The organism is Flavobacterium sp. (assembly GCF_043722275.1).
GTDB lineage: Bacteria > Bacteroidota > Bacteroidia > Flavobacteriales > Flavobacteriaceae > Flavobacterium.
In genome coordinates this window covers 59,517-82,047 of sequence record NZ_JAYSPC010000008.1, presented here as the reverse complement: position 1 = coordinate 82,047, position 22,531 = coordinate 59,517, and the positions used below count along the sequence as shown (strand labels likewise).

Here is a 22,531-nt window from a genome sequence, read left to right as displayed (position 1 = left end):
TTTATTTTTTGATCATTTTAATGCCTTTTGATAACGTATTTCCTTTTTTGAACTTAACAATATAAAGTCCCGATTTTAAAGCAGAAACATTCACATTCTCAGAAATAGTATCGTTAATAAGAACTTGTTTTCCTGAACTATCATAGATTTTGATTTCGTTGTATTGATTCAGAATAGCCTCAGAAAGTTGAAGTTTATCTGCAACAGGATTTGGAAATTGTATCTCAGTTTTTTCAATTGAATTTTCTTTGGCAGATAAAGTAGTCGTTAATTCCTCAATACTAAAATCCGAAAAACGAATTGCTTCATCTCTCATATTTGCAATATCGGTCAAACTGCGATAAATTCCCCATTTAGGTCTTATAAAAGAATTTGCTGCATAAACAACCCCGGTTCCCGAAGTATACGCCGGACGAATCGTTTGAATATCAGGATTATTGTAATTCATTAAAACAGTTTCGTCACTTACTTTTTTGATAATAATGGCATAAGTTCCCTGCAAACCGACTTTTATAGTTTCCGTTGCTTCAACCCAAACACCTTCAAACAAAGACATATTTGGCGTTTGATATTTTACGGTTGCCGCCGCTGCATCTTTGTCATAAATTAATTCCAGTCGGGTTCCGCCGTTCGATAATTTCCTCAAGGTCAAAGTAAAAAGCGGATCATCATCATCGCCATCCACCGCTTTTACCTGATGAATGTGCGTAAAACTTGTAGTTGGTTTAAAATCAACAGGCACTTTAAAACGCCATTTGTATTGCACCGTTTCGCCAATGATTCCCTTTAAATTATCCGGTGACGGAGCATAGGATTTTATCTCAACACGTTGCCTGTCCGTTTTTCCGGCAACAGGCTCATTATCCGGCGGTGTATTACTCACATGAGAATAAAACTCGAAAACATTTTTATTCAGCTCCGTATCAAAAACTTCAGCAATATGCCGCCCAAAACCGGGATGAATCGCATCAGGAGCTTCAATAGCGCCATTTGCCGTTCCGGGTGCCAGAGCATTTGTAATTAATTCATAAGTTCCAACTCCGCCCGGACCATCAGCATTTAATATGACTTGAGCGTTGGTTGTAAAACTTGTTAATATTAGAGCAATTCCGTAATAGGTTATATTTTTCATAGTTTGCTGTTTTTTATATTTCGAACAAAGATTACACACAATCTTGTCATCCTGAGGAATGAAGGATCTCCGTAAGTAACTCTACAAAGATTGATTATACCCAATGTTGTCATCCTGAAGAATGAAGGATCTCCGTAAGTAACTCTACAAAGATTATTATACCAATCTTGTCATCCTGAGGAACGAAGGATCATACATGCAAATCGACAAAGATGATGACTTACTGTACGGAGTTTCGAGTGTGATTCTTCCTCCGTGAGGATGACAAAACAACCGGAAAATTCTTTGTCGAGCTTCTCGTGAAGATTTCTCCTGCGTCGAAATGACAAACTAGACAGTAAAGATTGATTATACCCAATCTTGTCATCCTGAGGAACGAAGGATCTCCGTAAGTAACTCGCCAAAGATTATGACTTTCTGTACGGAGTTTCTAGTGTGATCCTTTCTCTGTCAGGATGACAAAACAACCGGAAAATTCTTTGTCGAGCTTCTCGTGAAGATTTCTCCTGCGTCGAAATGACAAACTAGGCCGTAAGTATGATGATAAAAAATCTGTTTGTATCTGCTCAAATCTTTTTAAAATCTGCGTGAAACAAAATTATTTTATCCCGATAGCTATCGGGAGTGGTAAAAAACTTTGCGACTTTGCGCACGATTAATTCGTCTCAATCTTCAAATATTCCCCTTTAAAACTCTGATTCAAAGCCGTCATTTCAATCGGAATTCCGTTTCCATCAGGTACAACTTCGATAGAAGCCTTTCCGTTTGCCATTTTTATAGATTCACTTCCCGTTGGCGTTCCTTGACTTTTCATGGTTTTTCCACCTTTTATACATTGAAAATAAACACTTTCCTCATAATCTAAACAACGCAAATTGTTGTTGTCAATTGCAATTGCCGTAATGAGATAATTGCCATTTTTTAATTTTTCAGATAACAATTGTAAAGAAGTTGCCGTATCATTTTTATTAAAACGATAATTTACCTTAATAGTATCCGAAACCTTTTTTCCGTCTTTTGTTTCACCAATCGCGATCAGGATATTTTCACCTTTATTAAAATTGACATCCCAAGTTAAGCCATTTGCGGGATAAAGCGAAAGATTTCGTTGTTTTTCTCCAAGCGATTTCCCCTGATGGAATAAAGTTACTTTAGGGCAATTACTAAAAACACTCAAAGTTCTTGGCGTATTTTCAGGGCCTTGTCTTTCCGTCCAGGTATGTGATTCTATGTAGGTGAACGGCTCATCGCTCCAATAACTTTTAAAAACATAATAGGCATCTTTAGGATTTCCGTTTCTGTCCACAAGCCCTTTTTGGTTCATGTACGGAATATCATCCTCGGGACGTAACGGCGTTGCAAAATCCTTAAACGCCCACTGAATATTTCCCACAAACATTGGATCATTCTCGGATATATGCAAATGCCAGTCAAATAAATCCACAATATAATTCTCGCTCCAATCGCCAATTTGCGCAATATTGGCCACTTTGGTTTGTACAATTGCTTCTTCCCAACCTTCGGCTTTTATAATGTTTTCACCCGTTATAGGATTTTCGCTGTGACGGCCTACGTGGCTATCACCGCCATATTCGGCGTGAATAAAATGTTTGTATTCTTTTTTATAAACGTCAATCGCTTTTTGGTAGTTTTTATAACTTCCTGAATACCAACCAGACCAAATAGAAGGCGAGAAGACATCGACAATTTGCGAACCTTCATAGTACTTTCTAATCGCTGTTTTTCGCGTTGGGTCCATTTTATGGGCGATGTCGTTTAATTCGGTTAAAAAAACATTTGTTTTTTCCGTATTATCTCCATCAGGAAAATCAGGTAACCAATTCATTTCATTGCCAAGCGACCAGATTATAATACTTGGATGATTGTAATTTTGGTTGATGATTTCCCCCAACATATTTTTAGTATTCGTTTGCCAAAGTTCATCACCAATTCCGCCACGACACCACGGCAATTCATCCCAAACCAATAAACCCAGTTCATCACAGGCTTTATAAATTTCAGGATCTTGCGGATAATGTGCCAGACGAACAAAATTTGCGCCCATTTTTTTAATCGATTCCATATCAGCGCGATGTTGTGCGTTCGACATCGCAGCACCAACTCCCGCTTGTTCTTCATGACGATGTGTACCACGAATCAATAATCGTTTTCCGTTTAAATAAAACGGACCGTGATCTTTAAACTCAAACCATCTAAAACCGACTTTTTCGTTTAAGCTGTCTCTGATTTGTTTTTTCTCCGATAAAAAAGCAATTACTTTATATAAATTTGGTTTTTGAGTATCCCATAATTCAGGATTTTTTAAATTCTCAAATTTGATTGTTGTTGTTTTATCCAAAACCGGAATCGTTTTACTCGCAATCTTTTTCCCTTTAGGATTTTTAAGAATCACGGTTAACGATAGATCTTTTGTATTATCAGAATTGATAGTTGAAGCAATAATATTCAAAGAAGCTTTTTTAGCCGAAACTTCAGGAGTTGTAATTTTTAAATTCTCAATATGATTTTTGTATTTAGACAATAACCAGACATCGCGGGTTATTCCGCCATAAATAAAGAAATCGCTTTTTTGAGACGGAATGATTTCAATATCATAACTATTATCAACCCGTACAAAAATTTCGTTGTTTCCTTCCTTAATAAAATTGGTAATATCAATTGTAAACCCAATATAACCGCCAATATGTCCGCCGGCTTCTTTACCGTTTACGTACACTTTTGTCGTTACATTTGATCCTTCAAAATAGATATAATAACGCTGGTTTTTATCTATCGAAGCAATGTTCAACTTTTTTTGATACCAGCTTGCATCACGTCTGTAACCCGGATTTAAATCCGTTGCATCTTCGGCATTCCAGGTATGCGGTAAATTAATTTCGCTCCAATTAATTGCTTTTTGTGCATCGCTAAGATTTGGCGTATGATTTTCTAAATACAGCCAATTTTCATTAATATTAGTTTTCGTCTGACCAAATGAATTACTTAGAAAAGTAAAAAAAACAAGGAAAGCAAAAATCGAAAACGGTTTATAATGGTACGGTAGTTTTTTCATAAAATATAAAGGTTTTTTTTAGGTTCAAAGAGGCAAAGGCCCAAAGGTTCAAAGCTGAAACCTTTGTCACTTTGCACCTCTGTACCTTTGCACCTCATTTTACTTTCTTCTCAACAATGCTTCCAGAAAATAATAGTCGGCATAGATAATAGGTTCGTCGATTTCGTCGTGTTTTGGCCAGTTTCCCGTGCTGTGATCCAATATAAAAGGTGCGTTTATCTTTGGATCTAAAATGTATTTATCAGAAGATAAAGTCGCCATTATTTTATCGGCGAAAGCCAAATAAGTTTTGTTTTTAGTATAACCGAATAATTCATACAAAGCAGAAGCCATAACGGTTGCAGCAGAAACATCGCGCGGTGAATTTGGAATACCAGGATCTTTAAAATCCCAATACGGAATCCCATCTTCGGGTAAATTTTTATTATTTATGAAAAATTTTGCGGTTGCTTCGGCTTGTTTTAAATACGCAGGATCTTTTGTATATCGATACGACATTGTAAATCCATAAACCGCCCAACCTTGTCCGCGCGCCCAAACCGAATCATCATTATATCCCTGAAGCGTCGTTTTTTTTCTGACAGCTCCTGTAGTTGGATTGTAATCAATCACATGATAACAACTATTGTCGTCTCTAAACTGATTTTTTAAAGTGGTGTTCGCATGTTGAATCGCAATATCCTGATACTTTTTATTACCGGATAGTTTTGTGGCTTCAAAAAGCAATTCAAGATTCATCATATTATCGATAATTACAGGATAATCCCAAATTTCCTTGTTGAAATCCCAAGAACGAATTGCGCCAACTTTTGGATCAAAACGCGAGCATAAAGTTTCAGCACCTTTGATGATGACGTCTTTGTATTCTTGTTTGTTTTCGACTTTTAAAGCTTCGCCATAACTGCAATAAACTTTGAAACCTACGTCATGAGAATTTCTGTTTACGCTTTCTTTTTTGCTGAAAAGCGTCCATTTTTCAGCTTGTTTTTTATAATCCTCATTTCCTGTTAATCGGTACAATTGCCAAAGATTTCCGGCAAAAAATCCGCTTGTCCAGTCTCTTGAAGGAACTTTTTTGATTTCATTTGTTTTGATCGTCATACTTCGTGGCATCGACATAGAATCAACCGGATAATCAAGTAACATTTTGTATCTCGTATCCAGAAGATGTTCTGCTGTTGCAGCTGTATTTTTTGTTGTAGAATTAATCCCGGATTTGCACGCTGTTACCAGCAATGCAAACCCAAGAATTAAAGCAAAAAAACTAACTCTGTTCATTTATATTTTATTTTAATGTGTAATCTATAGAAACATGTTTTGGAATAAAATTATTTTACCACAGATTAAAAGGATTAAAAAGATTAAAAAAATAAATCTGCTCAATCTGCAAAATCTGCGAGAGAAAATTAAACACATAGAAACATAGTATTTCATAGCTTAAAAAAGGCGTTTCACTTACATCAAAACACATAGCTATGTGTAATGATTTGTCATTTATTTTAATTTTTATTTTAGAAAAAAACCTATGTCCCTATGTGTTAAAATAAAAATCTGTGATAGTTTTTGTCATTCCGAAGAATGAGAAATCTTCACTAGAAACTCTGCATGCTAAATCGCCAATCTTTGTCGAGCTACTTGTTTTCCAGGGATTAAAATCCCTGGCTATAATATAGATTGTTCCTACGGAACTTTTAAAAAAGAGCCTTAGGCTCGATCTATTTTGTAGGGATGGATTTTAATCCATTCATCGCATGCAAAATCGCCAATCTTGTCGAGCTACTTGCGGAGATTTCTCCTCTGTCGAAATGACAAAAATGTGAATAAAATTTGCATGAAAACAAAACATAGCTATTAACGTAATTGCGATTTCAAAGATTTTTAATTTTTAATTCTAAATTTTTAATTTATTTTAATACCCGGGATTATTCGGTTTCAAATTAGGATTAATTGCTAACTCAGTTCCCGGTAATGGAAACAAATAATCCTTGTTTGGATCAAAAGTATGTGGCTCAAAACCATTTGGACCAAAAACTTCAGGACCGTTTTTCAATCTTTTGATATCGTACCATCTGATATATTCAAAAGCCAGTTCTAACCTTCTTTCATTAATAACCATTTTTCTAAAATCAGACTGAGAGGAACCCGGCGTAACATTTGCAGGAAACGAAACCAGTTTTCCGGCTTTATTTCTCGCTCTTGCGCGCACTCGGTTTACATAACCATCAGCTTCTGTAGTTCCCGGCGTAATTTCGTTTAAGGCTTCGGCGGCAGTTAACAACACTTCGGCGTAACGCATTGTGATATAATTGTGCTGAGAAGTTCGACCGTTTGCTCCGGCTTTTCCCGGAAAACGGTAATATTTTGCAATATGCGGACGTGGCGCTTTCTCATTATCACTTGAAGGGAAAATTTGCAAAGCTCCCGGACCCGTTTTTTTTCTGATAATAGTATCAAAACTAACCGCTCTTCTATAATCTCTTTTGTCCCAATCGTTAAACACTTTTAAAGAAGGAACCGCAACCGAAAATCCTTGTCCGTAACTGTAACTGTCATCTTTTAATGATCCCGTAAAAAATGCCGTATAATCCTGACCGTAATTTCCTGAAACCAGATTGTTAAAGTCAATAGTAAATAAAGGTTCTTTTAACGCTGCGGTTTTTGTAGCATTAAACAAATCCTGAAAATCAGCATCTAAACCTAAACCAAATTTAGCTTCGTTTGTAATCACATATTTCGATTCATCATAGGCTTTTTGGTAATTTCCTAAAGTCAGATAAACCGAAGCCAAATAACCCGCCGCAGTACCTTTTCCGGGAACCGCTTTTACTTTTGGTTTGTCTTCCAGCCATTGTTTTGCAAATTCCAGATCGGCAATAATTTTTGGGTAAACATCAGCTTCCTTCATTCTGCTTAAAGAATTTACCTGCGAAACATCGCTTACAACAAAATCAACATACGGAATATCTCCAAAAATTCGAACCAAATGATAGTACGTAAAGGCTCTTGCAAAATAAGCCTGAGCCACAATTGCATTTACTTTTGCAGGATCTCCGGGCGTTTTTTTAGCGCCTTCAATTGCCTGATTTGCCGCTGTAATTATGATATACGATTGTGGCCAAAAGTTAGCAACAAGCGCATTTGTATCATTCATACTCATATCATTAACATCAATACGCGCAGCCTGAGTCGTTCTGTCGCCAATATCAGCCATATCATCGCGCAACATTAGGGCGATTGTAAATTCACGACCCCAATAATTATTGTGCGCAATGTTAGCAAAAGCCCCGTTTACAGCGGCTTGCAAATCATCTGTATTATTAAAGAAGTTATCAGGACGAATAATTCCCACCGGATGTTCTTCTAAATCTGAACATCCAAAAGCGAATATTCCCAAGAAAAGAAAAGCTATATATTTTTTCATAATATTATTTTTTAAACTAAAATTTTAAAGTAAAACCAAAAGTGAAAGTTCTTACATTCGGGTAACTTCCATAATCCAAACCTAAATTTGTATTACTTCTGGCATTCGTATCATTCAGATAATTTACCTCAGGATCAGAACCCGGATAATTGGTAATTGTCCATAAATTTTGTGCACTGATGTAGAAACGAACTTTATTCAAACCAATTTTCGAAACCACTTTTTCATCTAAACTATATCCTATCGAAATGTTTTTTAGACGAATATAACTTGCATCATAAACAAACCTTGAAGTAACTCTTTTAGTTCTTGCAGCATTTATTGGCACATTTGTATCCGTGTGCGTTGGTGTCCAGGCATCCAGAACTTCAGTAGTTGCATTGTTGTTTCCTGACGCTAATTCCATTAAAGTATAATTCAGGATTTCATTTCCTTCAGAACCCTGAAAGAAGATATTCAGGTCAAGATTTTTATACGTGAAATCATTATTCAAACCAAAAATAAAGTTAGGATTTGGATTCCCGATAATCGTTTTATCATTAGAATCCAGTTTTCCGTCGCCATTAACATCTTTGAATTTTTCTCCACCCGCAATAGTTTCAAAATTCCCCGGAAGAACTGCTTCTCCCTGCTGAATTACACCATCATAAACAAACCCGAAGAACGAACCAACCGGCTGCCCAATTCTCAAAATTTGAGAATCTGTGGCAAGGAAATGTCCTGGCGTAGAGTTGATTAAAAGATCTTTATTATCGGCTAATTTTAATACTTTGTTTTTATTCGAAGAAATATTAAAACTCGTTGACCACGTAAAATCTGCCCCAATAAAGTTTTTAGTATTCAAGCCTAATTCCCAACCTTTATTTTCTAATTCCCCAACATTTTGAAGCTGAGAAGCAATTCCTGAAACCCCCGGTAAAGGTCTGTTGAACAATAAATCCTTCGTAATTGTTTTGTAATAATCGGCAGTAATACTAATTCTGTTATCAAATAAACCCAGATCAATTCCGTAATCCTGTTGGTAGGATGTTTCCCATTTTAAATTCGGGTTATCCAATGAAGTCAACTGAACCGCATTTACGATAATATCGCCGCTTACATCATAAATTTCAGAAAATCTGGATAAAGTAGAGTAGGCGCCAATCGATGGATTTCCTGTTGCTCCGTAACTCGCTCTTAATTTAAGATTAGAAACCGTTTTATTATCTTTCAAAAAGTTTTCCTTGCTGATATTCCATCCCACAGCTCCGGAAGGGAAAGTTCCGTATTTATAGTTTTTACTAAAGCTTGAAGAACCATCACGACGCGCCGTAAACGTAAACAAATATTTATCATCATAATCAAAATTCAATCTCCCAAAAGCCGAAATCAATTCAGTTTCAGATAAATTAGAATCCGGTTTTAAGAAAACAGTTCCCGCGCCTAAATTGCGATAGGAATTCGTGTTTGTTAAAAATCCTCTTGAAGCGGCAAATGAACTTTCGTTTTTATTTTTTTGATACGAATAACCACCAAGAACCGTCAGGATTCCTTTGTCGATAATTTCTTTTTTATACGTAAGATAATTTTCAGTCAAAAAAGAAGAAAATCTTGTGTTGTTTACAGAAGCTTCACCTTTAATATTTTTTCCTGCAATTAAAGTTGACGGAATAAACCTTCCGCTTTGCGAGTTATTATCTGTTAATCCTAAAGTAGTTTTAAAGTCAAGATCTTTTGTGATTTTATATTGTGCAAAAAAGTTACTTCTGTTTACAATTGAAACCGTTTCCAATACATTGTCCATCGCGGTTGCATACGGATTATCTATATCGTCCCCAATTGGAGCCGTTGTAGTATAAGATCCGTCAGCATTATAAATTCCTTTATCCGGCATAAATCTGTACGCCGCAGCAATTACACCCGCAGCACCAGTTCCTCCCGCGCCAGTCTGGCTAATGATTCCTTCCTTATTTTGCTTGCTTTGAAATAAATTCAAGCCCACTTTAAAATTATCAGATAAATCAGCTTCAAGATTACTTACAATCGTGTATTTGTCTATTCCTGAATTGATTACAACCCCGTTTTGATTGTAGTAATTTCCGGAAACATAATATCTCACTTTATCAGAACCTCCTGAAAATGACAATTGTGTATTCGAAATCATTCCTTCGCGATAAATCACATCCTGCCAGTCTGTATTTGCACCGCCATCAGTATGCGTTGTAAAACTTTTTCTATAGGCTACAAATTGTTCTCCGTTTAATAAATCCAGTTTATTGTTTACGGTTTGCACCGAAGTTGAATTACTGAATTCGATCACTGGTTTTCCCGGTTTACCTTTTTTAGTCGTCACCATAATAACCCCGTTTGAACCTCTGGAACCGTAAATTGCCGTTGCCGATGCATCTTTAAGAACCTCAATAGAAGCAATATCACTTGGCGACGGCATTGCAACTCCCGCAAAACCATCAACCACAATAAGCGCATCACCGCTAGCATTGATCGAAGTTCCTCCACGAACCCTGATTTTTACAGGCGCTCCCGGTTCACCACCATTATTTGATTGTACCGAAACCCCCGCTGCACGACCTTGTAAAGCCTGTTCAGCATTTAATGTTGGGTAAGCGTTCAGCTCTTTTGCCGTTACAGATGATACAGAACCTGTAATGTCGCTCTTTTTACGAGTTCCGTAACCTACAACAATTACTTCGTCAAGATTTTTAGTATCTGGTTTTAAGCTCACATTCACTACAGTTTTATTCCCTAACGGAATTTCCACCGTTTGATATCCGACATAATTGAAAACTAAGACAGCGTTTTTTTCAGAAACAAAAACACTGTAATTTCCATCCATATCTGTAGATCCGCCAACAGACGATCCTTTAATATAAACATTCGCACCAGGAAGTCCGAGTAAATCTTCGCTGGAAGTGACCTTTCCGGTGACTTTTTTTTCCTGTGCATTCATAACAATATTCGCCAGTAAAAAAGTTACCAGCAAACACCATTTAAGCGATTTTAAATTTTGGATTGTAAACATTCATTTTGGTTTTAGGTTAATGTTAGATAAAATAAAAAATCAATAAACTCATTCCTATTATGATAATTACAAATAGAATTTGCAGCAATATGAATTTCGTTTTCCTGGTTTTCATAATGGCAAATGTAGCAGGCGCAAACGATATAGAAATACAAAAAAGGGTATCTAAAAATACAGATACCCTTTTTTAATCCCTTTAAAATAACGAATTCCCTAAAAAACCTGCGAAGATTTAAAAAACTTGTCAGCGAACTGAGTGGGTGTTTCGCCGTACTTTTTCTGGAAGCATTTACTAAAGTATTTCGGATTATTAAAACCAACTTTATAACTTACTTCCGAGACATTTAATTTGTTTTGTTCTAATAATTGAGCCGCGCGTTTTAAACGTATTTCATGAATAAATTCATTAGGCGTAAAATTTGTCCACGCTTTCACTTTCAAAAATAACATCGTGCGGCTAACACCTAATTCCGTACAAAAAAACGGAATATCAAATTGCTCGTTCGAAATATTTTCCTCGACAATTTTGAATGCTTTCTTCAATAATTCTTCGTCTAATGATGAAACCGTAATTTCCGACGGTATAAAATTATCCTCGCTTGAAAACTTGTTTTTCAAACGTTCTGTAGAATTTAAAAGGTTTTTTACCCGAAGTTTAAATTCAATTAAATTAAAAGGTTTACTAATATAATCATCAGCGCCACTTTCAAGTCCTTCAAATTTATAAACTAATGAAGTTCTCGAAGTCAGTAAAATAACCGGAATATGACTGGTTTTTAAATTCTCCTTAATCTTTGAGCAAAGTTCAGTTCCTACCATTTCAGGCATAATAACATCGCTTATAATAAGATTCGGGATATGGTGCAATGCTTTTTCAAAAGCTACTCTTCCGTTTTCGGCTTCAATAATATTGTAATCTTCTTTTAGTAAATTTTTCATGAACGATCGTAAAACCTTATGGTCTTCAACAATCAAAATTGTTTGTTTTTCGTCATTTACCACAAAATCGTCAATATCGTCCGGTTCTGTTATTGCCGATTTTTCTAATTGAATATTATACTGCGAAATATCATCACTAATTTTAAAATCGGTAATAATTTCATTGTCCAGAAGATGTTCGCGACCAAGCGGAAGCGTTACTTTAAAAACAACGCCTTCAGTTTCTTTATTTGTAACTTCAATATTTCCTTTATGGAGTTTTACAATATTTTTCACGATCGAAAGTCCAATTCCGGTTCCTTTATTGTAATTTTTCTTGACATTATTGTGCATAGGAACTTCAAAAAATAAATCAAAAATTTTGTCTTTATGTTCTTCCGCAATTCCGGCTCCTGAATCTTCTACGGCTATAAAAAGATTTTCGTTATCATGAGATATTTTCAAGTGAATATTTCCGCCTTTCGGAGTATATCTAAAAGCATTCGAAATCAAATTATAAAAAACACGTTCCAGTTTATAACGATCAAAATAAACCGGAATTTCTTCTTCAGATGATTCAAAAGTATACGTATAACCGCCATCTTTTGCATATTCGATAAATGATAAAAAGATTTCCTTAGTGAATTTGACGATATTTCCCTCAGCCGATTCCAGCATAACCTGATGATTTTCAAGTTTCCTGAAATCCATTAAACGGTTAATCAGACTTAAAAGATGATTCGCGCTTCCTTCAATAACCAGCAACTTTTTATACATTTCATTCGTTCCGTTATAATTGGCAAGAATTTGTTGCAAAGGTCCCAAAATCAAGGTCAAAGGCGTTCTGAATTCGTGCGAAATATTAGTGAAAAAATCCAGTTTTGCACGGTTATTTTCTTCAATTCGTTTGGTTTCCAGATATTCCAGTTCCAGTTTTTGTTTCAGTCTGGCTTTTGATTTCATAATCCAGATTAAACCGTATAATCCTAAACCAATGATTATTGCGTACAATAAAAACGCCCAGATACTGCGCCACGGCGCAGGATTTACGATAACGGTTAATGTGGTTGGAACTTTATTCCAGACGCCGTCATTGTTTGAACCGCGAACTTCAAAAGTATACGTTCCGGGATTCTGGATTGCAAAAATAGCCTCGGTATTTTTAGTCGTTGTCCAGTTGTTTTCAAGTCCAACCAAACGATAACTATATTCATTGTTTTTTGATCGAATGTAATTTGGAATTGAAAAATCAATCGAGAAATTTGCTTTGTCATAATCCAGCGTAATAGATTTGGTATAACCAATACTTTTTTCTAAAACTCCAACCGAATCATTGGGATGAATCGTTTCATTTTTGATTTTTAAATTGGTAATTAAAACCTGAGGAGCATATCGATTCAAAGAGATTTTTTTGGCATCAAAATAAGTCGCACCAGACGGACTTCCGAAATAAAACTGATTCGAATCTAATTTTAAAGCCGAATTATCATTAAATTCATTACTCGCCAATCCATCTTTCTGGTCATAAATTACAACTGTTTTTTGTGTTGTACTGTATTTTATAATTCCCTGATTCGTACTAATCCATAAGTTTTTATCATCATCTTCTAAAATAGAATGTATCGATGTTATGACCGTATTTCCAACTCTTAAATTGATTTTGTTGAATTTTTTTCCGTCAAAATAATGCAGGCCTTTAGCTTTTGTTCCCACCCAAATTTTCTTTTGACTGTCCTGAAACAAAGTCAGAATATCATCGCCGGATAAAGACGATGAATCGAAAAAGAAATGTTTTATCGAATATTTATCAGAAGAAAAATCCTTAAACGGAATAAAATTCAGTCCGTTTTGAGTTCCTGCCCAAACGCCATTTTTTTGATCAACTAAAATCGTGCGAACAATATTATTGGTCAGATAATTGGTTTTTGCAGTATCATTTTCGATAGTTTCAAACGTTTTAAAAACTGTATTGTACCGAATCAATCCTTTGCCAAAAGTACCAATCCAGAGAATCTCATTTCCTTCTGATTTAATCGAATAAACGCCGGATTCTTTTAATAATGCATTCAAATCAGCGGCAATTCTATTGTCTTCAATTCTTTTTGAAATCGTATTATAAGCCGATAAACCTTTTGAGAAAGTTCCAATCCATAAAATATCTCCGGAAAGACACATCGATTTTATATCATTTTTAATCGTTTGACCACTTTTACTATTAATGTAACTCGTAGCTTCGGTATTTTTGTTATAAATGGTAATTCCGCCGCCTTCAGTTCCAAAATAAATGTTGTGATTTTTATCAGCAATAATCGAACTTACGACATCAAAACTCATCGGAATCTTTTTAGAATTCTGATTGTAATTGGAGAAATTCACATTTGAAATATCCCAAATATTCACGCCTTTGTAATAACAACCAATCCAAACCGAACCTTTTCGATCCATAAAAATCGATTTTACCTTGTCGATTCCGTTGCTGTTATTGCTATTATTTATTTTTTGAATGCTCTTGTCTTTTCCTAAAATGTAGATTCCGTCATACGCGCCAATCCACAAAGAACCTTGTTTGTCAATTGCCAGAGAACGAATATCCGTATTGATTTCGCGGTATTTATCATCAGATAAAAAAGAAACAAATGCATTAGAAGTTTTGTCGAATTTCAAAAGCCCTTTGTTTTTTGTTCCAACCCATAAATCACCCGAAACATCTTCGGTAATTGCCTGAACATTTAAAAGATCAACCGCATTTAACGGATAATTTTTGAACGCTAATTTGCCGTTTTTCCGACTAATAAGCTGACACAAACCTTTAGTAGTTCCTATCCAGATTTCGCCTTTTTTAGATTTTAAAATCGTAATAATATTATTACTCGGAACCGTAGAATTATCAGTATCTGAATGAAATACCGAACTGAATTTATTGGTTTTCTTATTATAAATCGTCAATCCCTGCGAAGTTCCAAACCACATTTCGTCGCCAATTTCCCTAATCGACCAAATGGCGTTACTGCTTATTGTATGATTTGTTTTCGTATGTAAATATCGTATAAAAGTATTGCTTACAGGATCATAACAATTCAAACCATTATAAGTTCCAACCCAGATTTTGCCCGTATTATCTTCTTCAATAGATAAAATATCATTGTTGCTAATCGAATGTTTGTTGGTAACATCATTCCTGAAAATCGTGAATTTACTTCCGTCGTATTTATTCAGACCATCGCGCGTACCAAACCACATTTGCCCAAATTTATCCTGATGAATAGCAATAACAGAACTCTGCGAAAGTCCGTCTGTAGTCGAGATATTTTTAAGGCGATATTTATTTTGGGAGAATATATTCCCTGAAATAAATACGATTACTAGAAAGGCTATTTTGTATTTCATAGCGGTTTTTTTAAGGTGCAAAGAGGCAAAGGTGCAAAGGTTCAAAGGTGCAAAGTGGCAAAGGTTTTCCTCATTTTATGTCATTTCGACCGAAGGGAGAAATCACACACGAAACTCCGCATAGAAAATCGCCAATCTTTGTCGAATTACTACTGTGATTTCTTCCTTCTTAAACTTAGTGCAATTAATGTCGAAATGAACAAACCGTGCGTTTAATAGTTACTTAAAAAACTTTGCGACTTCGCGAGATTAATTTATTAAAAAAAACTTTGTGCCTTCGAGCCTTCGTGGCATAAATCACTTCAGGCGTCTTTGCAATTGATAATCATACAACGAAGGAATTTTATCCATAGGCGTATTCAAAAACTCAATATAAGCGTCAGGATCATATTTTACTTCGAATTTAGCATTTCCATTCACACCAATAATTCTTGCAAAAGGACCATCTTTCATACCGTAAAGTAAAACTGGTTTCGTGATTTCAGAAACATTTTCAACCTGAACATTTAAGTTCCAAAACGTGCTGAAAGGTCCGTGCGAAGGTTTCCAATACTCAGCACCGCCGCCTCCAAATAAATAGTAACTATTGTTTTTATCCGGCGTAATATGAACTGTAATATGATCAAATAAGTTTTGATGATTTGCCCCCGAATGTTGATCTAAAAGCGCATCGGTAAAAATCTCACAATTCTGATACACGTTTTTAGTTGCAAAAGTGTTGAAACTTAAAGGATGAACCGCTTTATTGTAGATTTTTAAGTTCTTGACCAAAACATTATGAACGCCGCCTAAAGTCACCGTATAATGTGACATATGCGGACCATCAGTAACAATATCCTGAATGGTAACATTTGAAATTTCTTCGCCCAGAATTCCGCTATCAGCATTAGTAATGGTAACATCTTTCACCCAACTATTAAAAACACGCGTTAAAAATATCGCATTATTTCCCGGTTCTACGTGATGCGCAACTCTTGGAATATCAGGAAAAGCAAAACGAATATGTTCGATTCCTACTTCGTTCAAATGTTTCCATTCCACCAATTGCGCCTGATAACTGAGTTTTATAGCAATCGTCAAAGGAGTTTTAATTGTAATTTTTGAGTTCGAAATTTTAGTAATTTCAACTTGTTGTCTTACAATAGGAAGTTTTGGAAATTTCCAATGATGAGAACCTGGTTTTACATTCGCGCCTTTGTACAAATCCTTGATAATTTCGCCGTTTTCGCCGTCTTTATTAAACAATTGAAGTTCTACAATATCACCAACTTTCAAACCTTTTACATCAGAAACATTAATAACATGTTCTCCCATATTTCCGGAACTCACCTTAGCAAGCGGATTTGGCGTAGGCTCGTATTTATCCAAATAAGATTTTACACGTTCACCCGGAATTTGCGTCCAGATAAATCCACCTGACCACGCATATTGTGAGAAAGGCAAATCGACATTATTTTCAGGTTCGCGTTGTCTTTTATCAAGAGTTGTAAGATATTCTCTAAGTTCTGCTAAAGATTCAGGATCTTTAAGATACATCATTGGTCGCGGGCAATAAATTTCTGTTCCGTTTTCGCCAGAACCAGCGCCACGAAAAACGAAATTACTTCTTTCGATATATACAATTTCGCTTAAAATAATTCTTCCTGCCGGTAATTGCAAAATCACATTTCCGTCAACGGCATTTGCGGCTTTTACAGCTTTCAATATAGCCTTAGAATCATCTAAACCGTCATTTGCTTTTACGCCAAAATCAGTCGCATTAATGATTTTTCCCTGAACTTCAGGAATTTGGCTTTCGCCGAAATGATAACCGACATAACTAAAATCAGGTAAAAAATTGGTTTTAGAATCCGTGAGTATTTTAGGAGTTTGTTGCCCGATTATAATACTATTTACAAAAAGGCAGCAACAGATAATGATGGTTTGGCGGGTCATGTTTTGTGGTTATTTTGTGGTTAGTTAGTGTTTTGCTGCTAATGCTATTTTCTTGCCACTAAGGCGCAAAGGCACAAAAGGATTTTAAGTTAAAGTTTAAAAGAATTAAAATGATTTTTTCACGCAGATTTCACAGATTTGAGCAGATTTAATTTGAACAAAAAAGTTAAAAATAATTATCTGCGTATATCTGCTTAAATCATTTTAAAATCTGCGTGAAACAAAACGCAGTATTATTAAAAAACTTCGCGCCCTAGTGCCTTCGTAGTAAAAAAATTAAAGCGACTTCTTAATCCCCATTTCAAGGCCTCTCAATTCAGCCAAACCTCGTAAACGCCCAATAGCCGAATATCCCGGATTCGTCTTTTTATTCAAATCATCCAGCATTTGGTGACCATGATCCGGACGCATTGGCAATTGGCTGTTATTTCTGTTTTCGACCTCAATAATTGCCTTTACAACTTCATACATATCAACATCGCCTTCAAGATGATTCGCTTCATAGAAACTTCCTTCGGCATCTCTTTCAGTACTTCTTAAGTGAATAAAGTTCATTTTATCGCCGTGACGCCTTACAATTCCCGGTAAATCATTATCAGCACGAACGCCGTACGAACCCGTGCACATCGTGAATCCGTTTGATTTTGATTCGGCAGCAGCCATTAATTCGATCAAATCTTCCTCCGTACTTACAACTCTCGGCAAACCAAGAATCGGGTAGGGAGGATCGTCAGGATGAATCGCCATCAAAACCCCTTTACTTTCGGCAACCGGAATAATTTCTTTCAAAAAAAAGAACAAATTTTTCTTCAAAGCCGTTCTGTCAATATGATTGTAACCGTTTAAAGTAATTAGAAAATCTTCTACAGAATAAGCTTCTTCGGCACCAGGAAGTCCAGCCAGAATGTTTTGCTGAAGCTTTACTTTATCAGCAGCTGTCATGGCTTCAAAGTATTTTGTCGCTTTTTCTATTTGTGCTGTAGAATATTCATTTTCTGTTCCCGGTCTTTTCAAAATAAACAATTCAAAAGCCGCAAAAGCATTAATATCAAAACGTAAAGCTTTAGATCCGTCGGCAGTTTCATAAGCTAAATCAGTTCTGGACCAGTCTAAAACCGGCATAAAATTGTAGCAAATACAGTTTATCCCGCACAAAGCCAGATTCCTGATACTTTCCTTATAATTTTCAATATATTGAAGATAATTTCCTGTTTGTTTTTTAATATCTTCATGAACCGGAATACTTTCTACAACCGACCATATTAAACCTGATGCGCCTTTTTTAGGATCACCATTTTCATGTTCAATTTCAACTTTTCTTTTTATAATTTCCTCGATATCCCAAACTTGTCCATTCGGAATATGATGTAATGCAGTCACAATTCCGGTAGCTCCGGTTTGCTTAATATCTTGTAAAGAAACTGGGTCGTTTGGCCCGAACCATCTTAACGTTTGTTCCATTTTTGATTTGTTTTGTTTAATGTTTAGGAGCTATTTCCCGCTATCCGTTCCAATCTTTTTTGGCGAACCCCGCCAAAAAAGGATTTCCACTTCTATCGGGGCTAGGGCACTCGTTTTCATAAGAATTATTTTCTCTTACATGTTCTCATTCCCATCAATAACGTTTTTAATTTTTCACCATCCCTTAGCGATCTTAAAGCAAAGCGATCTCAAAAAAAAAACCTTGCGAACTTTGCGTAAACCCTTTGCGAACTTTGCGGTAAAACTCATTTATATTGATACCAATAACGTTTTTAATTTTTCACCATCCCTTAGCGATCTCAAAAAAATCTTGCGAACTTTGCGTAATCCCTTTTGCGAACTTTGCGGTAAAACTCATTTTTTTTATTTTAAATACTCGTAGCCGCAAATCCTCCGTCAACTTTTAAGATCGTTCCCGTGACAAATTTTGACATATCGCTGCATAAATATAAAAGCGCACCATCAATATCTTCCGGTTTTCCAAATCTTCCCATTGGTGTATGTTCGATGATTTTTTGACCTCTTGGCGTCAGTTCTCCTTCCGGAGTCAGCAATAAAGCACGGTTTTGTTCTCCGATAAAAAATCCTGGAGAAATCGCATTTACACGAATTCCTTCACCATATTTTGAAGCCAGTTCAACCGACATCCATTGTGTAAAATTATCAATTGCCGCTTTTGAAGCCGAATATCCAACAACTCTTGTCAAAGGCCTTTGTGCAGATGCCGAAGAAATATTGATGATATTTCCTGTTTTTTGTTTGGCAAAAAGTTCCGCAAATACCTGAGTTGGCAACATTGTACCAATAATATTAAGGTCAACTACTTTTTGTAAATCTTCGACTTTTAAATCATAAATCGCCTGATCCGGACTAATTGTTGCGCCCGGCATATTTCCGCCGGCAGCATTAATTAAAATATCAAGTTTCCCGTATTTTTCAACGATAAAATCTCTTGCTTTTTCTAACTCTTCCTTGTTTAGAACATTCGCCTGAATCGCAAAAGCTTTTCCACCATTGTTTTCTATTGTTTCAACTATTTTATTGGCTTTTTCAATCGATTGAGAAACAATCCCAACGATAGCGCCTTGTTTTGCCAAAACGTTTGCAAAGTTGCTTCCTAAAACTCCGGCACCACCAGTAATAAGTGTTATTTTTCCTTTTAGATTAAATACTGAATCCATATTATGTTTTAAATTTTATATGTAATGTTTTTTTTTAACACATCGATTATAGTCATACGCCTATTATTTGGTTTATATTTTTTTTGCCACAGATTTCACAGATTAACACAGATTATTTATTAAAGAAATCTTTTCTAATCTTTTAATCTGTGGCAAAAATTATCTATGTGCTAAATTGTAGGTAATAGTTATCTTCTTATTGTCTGGATTATTTCCAGCATTTTTTTAGTTTCATTTTCAATTACATCATAATCCTGTTCTTCCATACGTTTTTTGCTGATAAGTTTGCTTCCTAAACCTACAGCAGATGCTCCGGCAATAAACCAACTTTCAATACTTGCGTGAGTAGGTTCTACGCCGCCTGTTGTCATGAAAATAAGTGATGGAAAAATGTCTTTTATACTACTCAAAAATTCAGTTCCTAAAATATTTCCCGGGAATAGTTTAACAAATTTGATTCCTGCATTTTCGGCAGCGATAATTTCTGTTGGCGTCATACAACCCGGAGTATATAAGCGTTCATTATTAATTAAGTAACTCGCAACTTCAGGAACAAAACCCGGACTAATAAAAAAGTCGGCTCCGGTATTGTGAAAATCTTTAGCCTGTTCTAAATTTTTAATAGTTCCAATACCTAATAACATTTCAGGCAATTCGGTATTTCGAACCGACACCATTTTTGTAAAGTTTGACAGCGCTTCAGGACCTCTGTTCGTATATTCTACAGCTCTGATTCCTGCTTTGTAAAGCGTTCGCAGGACTTCAACACTAATAGTTTCGCTGGTTGTAAAATAGAGTGGGAGAATTCCCTGGTTCACAATAACCTCTATTGTGTTTTGAATGGTGCTCATAACTTTAGATTTTGACTTTAATAACTATTTTTTTAAGTGTTCCTTCGCCAATCATTGCTGCATGAACATCATCGGGAAACAAAATAGCAAACTGTTTTTCCTGCAATTCAAAAAACATATCCGGTTTATCGTGAAAAAAACGAACATCTCTTTCGTCGCTGTAATCCCCATTTGGACTGATGCATTTTTCTCTTGGTTTCCATGCAAAAGTTTCCGGTCCTTTTATCGAAATTTGTATGTCAATATTTTTATCGTGACATTCAAAACCCTTAATACTTTCTTCTTTCGTTGCACCTTCGCCCACAATTACAATTACTTTTAGTCCTTCGGAAATTTCAAAAGCTCCTTCTTCAAGAATACTGATATCGGTTTGATTTACATAATCAAAAGCTTTTTTGAAATTAGGGTGATGGCTGAAATATTTTGCAGCGTTTTGTAATGAATCTACAATCATTTTATTTGGTTTTATGTTTTATAATTTGATTTTAAAAAGTACTCTCAATGTTTATTATAATTAAAGTAAAGCTTTATATGATTAATTATAATTTATTGGTTTACAATAATTATTATATATGATGTCAGTAAGTGATTTTATACCAAAATTTTTATATTTAAAGCTTCAAAATCTTTTAGGAGCAAAAATCTTAATAATATTTTTTAAAGATTATCGTGATTCTTTCTAACACATGTGTATATTTGCGTGTACGCACACGGGTTTTACAAATGTATATAAAAAGTTAAGTAAAACAACTTATATTTAATAAAAAAAATAATAATTTAAAGTATTTTAGAGAATCATTTAACTTAAAAATAATCAATATCATAACAATAAAAAAAATTGCCGAACTAGCCAACGTTTCACCCGGAACTGTTGACAGAATTATCCATAATCGTGGGCAGGTTGCTCAGGAAAATGTCGATAAAGTAAATGCTATTATTGAAGAATATGGTTATAAACGAAATATCCTGGCGAGTAATCTTGCCTTGAATAAAAAGTTTCATTTTGCAGTATTTTTACCTCAATATGAAAATTTAGAATATTGGAAAAGCCAAATTTCCGGAATAGAAAGGGCAGCTATTGAATTTCATAAATTCGGAATTGTGCTGGATTATTTTTTCTATGATTTTAATGAAGTTTCGTTTAAGGAATCTGTCAAAAAAGTTTTGGAATTTGATTGTGATGGATTGTTATTCGCGCCTATTTTTTATGAAGAATCCGTTCGTTTTTTAAAAGAATACGAAAAGAGAAATATTCCGATTGTCATGATCGATTCTAATATTGACAGCAATAATAAACATGCTTATGTTGGTCAGGATGCTTTTCAAAGCGGATATCTCGCCGGAAGACTAAGTAGTTTTGCAGTAAAAAACGAAAGACAAATCCTGATTTTTAAAATCACAAGAGAAATAGAAAGTACCTCAGTTTATTTACAACGTATAGATGGTTTTTATTCCTTTTTTAAAGATCATGACGAACTTACGAACTTCAAATTTTCAGAAATTACCATTAAAGATTCCGGAATCGACCAATTGAATCTGGAAATGTTCTCCGGAATAAACAGTGTTTTCGTCCCGAATTCAAGAGCTTATATTGTAGCCAGATTTTTAGAACAAAACAATATAAAAGGCGTCCGCATTATTGGTTATGATTTATTAAATGAGAATATCGAATACTTAAATAAAGGAGTAATTGATTTTTTAATCAATCAAAGACCAGAAGAACAAGGTTATATGGGAATTGATCATTTGTATAAAAAGCTTGTTTTACAGGAAGTGGTGGAAAACACCCATTATATTCCGTTAGAAATTATTCTAAAAGAGAATTATTTCCCTGCTAAGAAAACGGTTTAGTTTTTTGCCCACGGGTTTTACGGGTTTGAACTGGTTTTCGCTGGTTTATTTTTTAATGGTTTAATCTTCGTTTCAACAAACCCGACAGGTTTTAAAAACCTGTCGGGTTTACTTTGCGGGTAAAAATCATGAGCATATAATTTACCTACAATCTTGTCATCCTGACACAGGAAGGATCACACACGAAACTCTGCACAGTAATTACCAATCTTTGTCGAATTACTAGTGTGATCCTTCGTTCCTCAGGATGACAAGTTCTGTATATAAATTATAAATAACAA

At 35.2% G+C, this 22,531-nt stretch carries 12 protein-coding genes; 1 reads left to right on the top strand and 11 read right to left on the bottom strand.

Features of this window, described 5'->3' with window-relative positions:
- Position 1 precedes the first annotated feature (1 nt).
- From ACHZDT_RS01315 to ACHZDT_RS01265, 11 genes are all read right to left on the bottom strand, one after another.
- Complete coding sequence (locus tag ACHZDT_RS01315; protein ID WP_394772860.1) at positions 2-1,132, bottom strand: T9SS type A sorting domain-containing protein; 1,131 nt, start codon at positions 1,130-1,132, stop codon at positions 2-4.
- A 655-nt stretch (positions 1,133-1,787) separates the two neighbouring features.
- Positions 1,788-4,205, bottom strand: a complete 2,418-nt coding sequence (locus ACHZDT_RS01310; protein WP_394772859.1) for a glycoside hydrolase family 2 TIM barrel-domain containing protein — start codon at positions 4,203-4,205, stop codon at positions 1,788-1,790.
- Positions 4,206-4,304: 99 nt separating this feature from the next.
- Positions 4,305-5,483: a glycoside hydrolase family 88 protein gene (locus ACHZDT_RS01305; protein WP_394772858.1), complete on the bottom strand. Its 1,179-nt coding sequence runs from the start codon at positions 5,481-5,483 to the stop codon at positions 4,305-4,307.
- Between the two features lie 631 nt (positions 5,484-6,114).
- Positions 6,115-7,626 carry a RagB/SusD family nutrient uptake outer membrane protein gene (locus tag ACHZDT_RS01300; RefSeq protein ID WP_394772857.1) on the bottom strand — a complete coding sequence of 504 codons (1,512 nt, stop codon included), beginning with the start codon at positions 7,624-7,626 and terminating at the stop codon, positions 6,115-6,117.
- Between the two features lie 16 nt (positions 7,627-7,642).
- Positions 7,643-10,645 carry a SusC/RagA family TonB-linked outer membrane protein gene (locus ACHZDT_RS01295; RefSeq protein ID WP_394772856.1) on the bottom strand — a complete coding sequence of 1,001 codons (3,003 nt, stop codon included), beginning with the start codon at positions 10,643-10,645 and terminating at the stop codon, positions 7,643-7,645.
- Positions 10,646-10,858: 213 nt separating this feature from the next.
- Complete coding sequence (locus tag ACHZDT_RS01290) at positions 10,859-14,950, bottom strand: two-component regulator propeller domain-containing protein (protein ID WP_394772855.1); 4,092 nt, start codon at positions 14,948-14,950, stop codon at positions 10,859-10,861.
- Positions 14,951-15,247: 297 nt separating this feature from the next.
- Positions 15,248-16,885: a hypothetical protein gene (locus tag ACHZDT_RS01285; RefSeq protein ID WP_394772854.1), complete on the bottom strand. Its 1,638-nt coding sequence runs from the start codon at positions 16,883-16,885 to the stop codon at positions 15,248-15,250.
- A gap of 276 nt (positions 16,886-17,161) precedes the next feature.
- Complete coding sequence (gene uxuA / locus ACHZDT_RS01280; protein ID WP_394772853.1) at positions 17,162-18,346, bottom strand: mannonate dehydratase; 1,185 nt, start codon at positions 18,344-18,346, stop codon at positions 17,162-17,164.
- Between the two features lie 389 nt (positions 18,347-18,735).
- The gene (locus ACHZDT_RS01275) at positions 18,736-19,548 is read right to left on the bottom strand and encodes an SDR family oxidoreductase (RefSeq protein ID WP_394772852.1); all 813 of its coding nucleotides are present in this window, start codon (positions 19,546-19,548) and stop codon (positions 18,736-18,738) included.
- A 188-nt stretch (positions 19,549-19,736) separates the two neighbouring features.
- Entirely contained in the window at positions 19,737-20,399 is a 663-nt protein-coding gene (locus ACHZDT_RS01270) for a bifunctional 4-hydroxy-2-oxoglutarate aldolase/2-dehydro-3-deoxy-phosphogluconate aldolase (protein ID WP_394772851.1), read from the bottom strand.
- 4 nt (positions 20,400-20,403) lie between these two features.
- Positions 20,404-20,853 (bottom strand): YhcH/YjgK/YiaL family protein, encoded by a 450-nt coding sequence (locus ACHZDT_RS01265; protein ID WP_394772850.1) that lies wholly within the window; start codon positions 20,851-20,853, stop codon positions 20,404-20,406.
- Between the two features lie 299 nt (positions 20,854-21,152).
- Between ACHZDT_RS01265 and ACHZDT_RS01260 the strand changes: the two genes are divergently transcribed.
- Entirely contained in the window at positions 21,153-22,250 is a 1,098-nt protein-coding gene (locus ACHZDT_RS01260; protein WP_394772902.1) for a LacI family DNA-binding transcriptional regulator, read from the top strand.
- Positions 22,251-22,531 lie beyond the last annotated feature (281 nt).

Coding starts and splice junctions, on each gene's coding strand:
- ACHZDT_RS01315 (WP_394772860.1), bottom strand. CDS start 1,132: ATGAAAAATATAACCTATTACGGAATTGCTCTAATATTAACAAGTTTT.
- ACHZDT_RS01310 (WP_394772859.1), bottom strand. CDS start 4,205: ATGAAAAAACTACCGTACCATTATAAACCGTTTTCGATTTTTGCTTTC.
- ACHZDT_RS01305 (WP_394772858.1), bottom strand. CDS start 5,483: ATGAACAGAGTTAGTTTTTTTGCTTTAATTCTTGGGTTTGCATTGCTG.
- ACHZDT_RS01300 (WP_394772857.1), bottom strand. CDS start 7,626: ATGAAAAAATATATAGCTTTTCTTTTCTTGGGAATATTCGCTTTTGGA.
- ACHZDT_RS01295 (WP_394772856.1), bottom strand. CDS start 10,645: ATGTTTACAATCCAAAATTTAAAATCGCTTAAATGGTGTTTGCTGGTA.
- ACHZDT_RS01290 (WP_394772855.1), bottom strand. CDS start 14,950: ATGAAATACAAAATAGCCTTTCTAGTAATCGTATTTATTTCAGGGAAT.
- ACHZDT_RS01285 (WP_394772854.1), bottom strand. CDS start 16,885: ATGACCCGCCAAACCATCATTATCTGTTGCTGCCTTTTTGTAAATAGT.
- uxuA (WP_394772853.1), bottom strand. CDS start 18,346: ATGGAACAAACGTTAAGATGGTTCGGGCCAAACGACCCAGTTTCTTTA.
- ACHZDT_RS01275 (WP_394772852.1), bottom strand. CDS start 19,548: ATGGATTCAGTATTTAATCTAAAAGGAAAAATAACACTTATTACTGGT.
- ACHZDT_RS01270 (WP_394772851.1), bottom strand. CDS start 20,399: ATGAGCACCATTCAAAACACAATAGAGGTTATTGTGAACCAGGGAATT.
- ACHZDT_RS01265 (WP_394772850.1), bottom strand. CDS start 20,853: ATGATTGTAGATTCATTACAAAACGCTGCAAAATATTTCAGCCATCAC.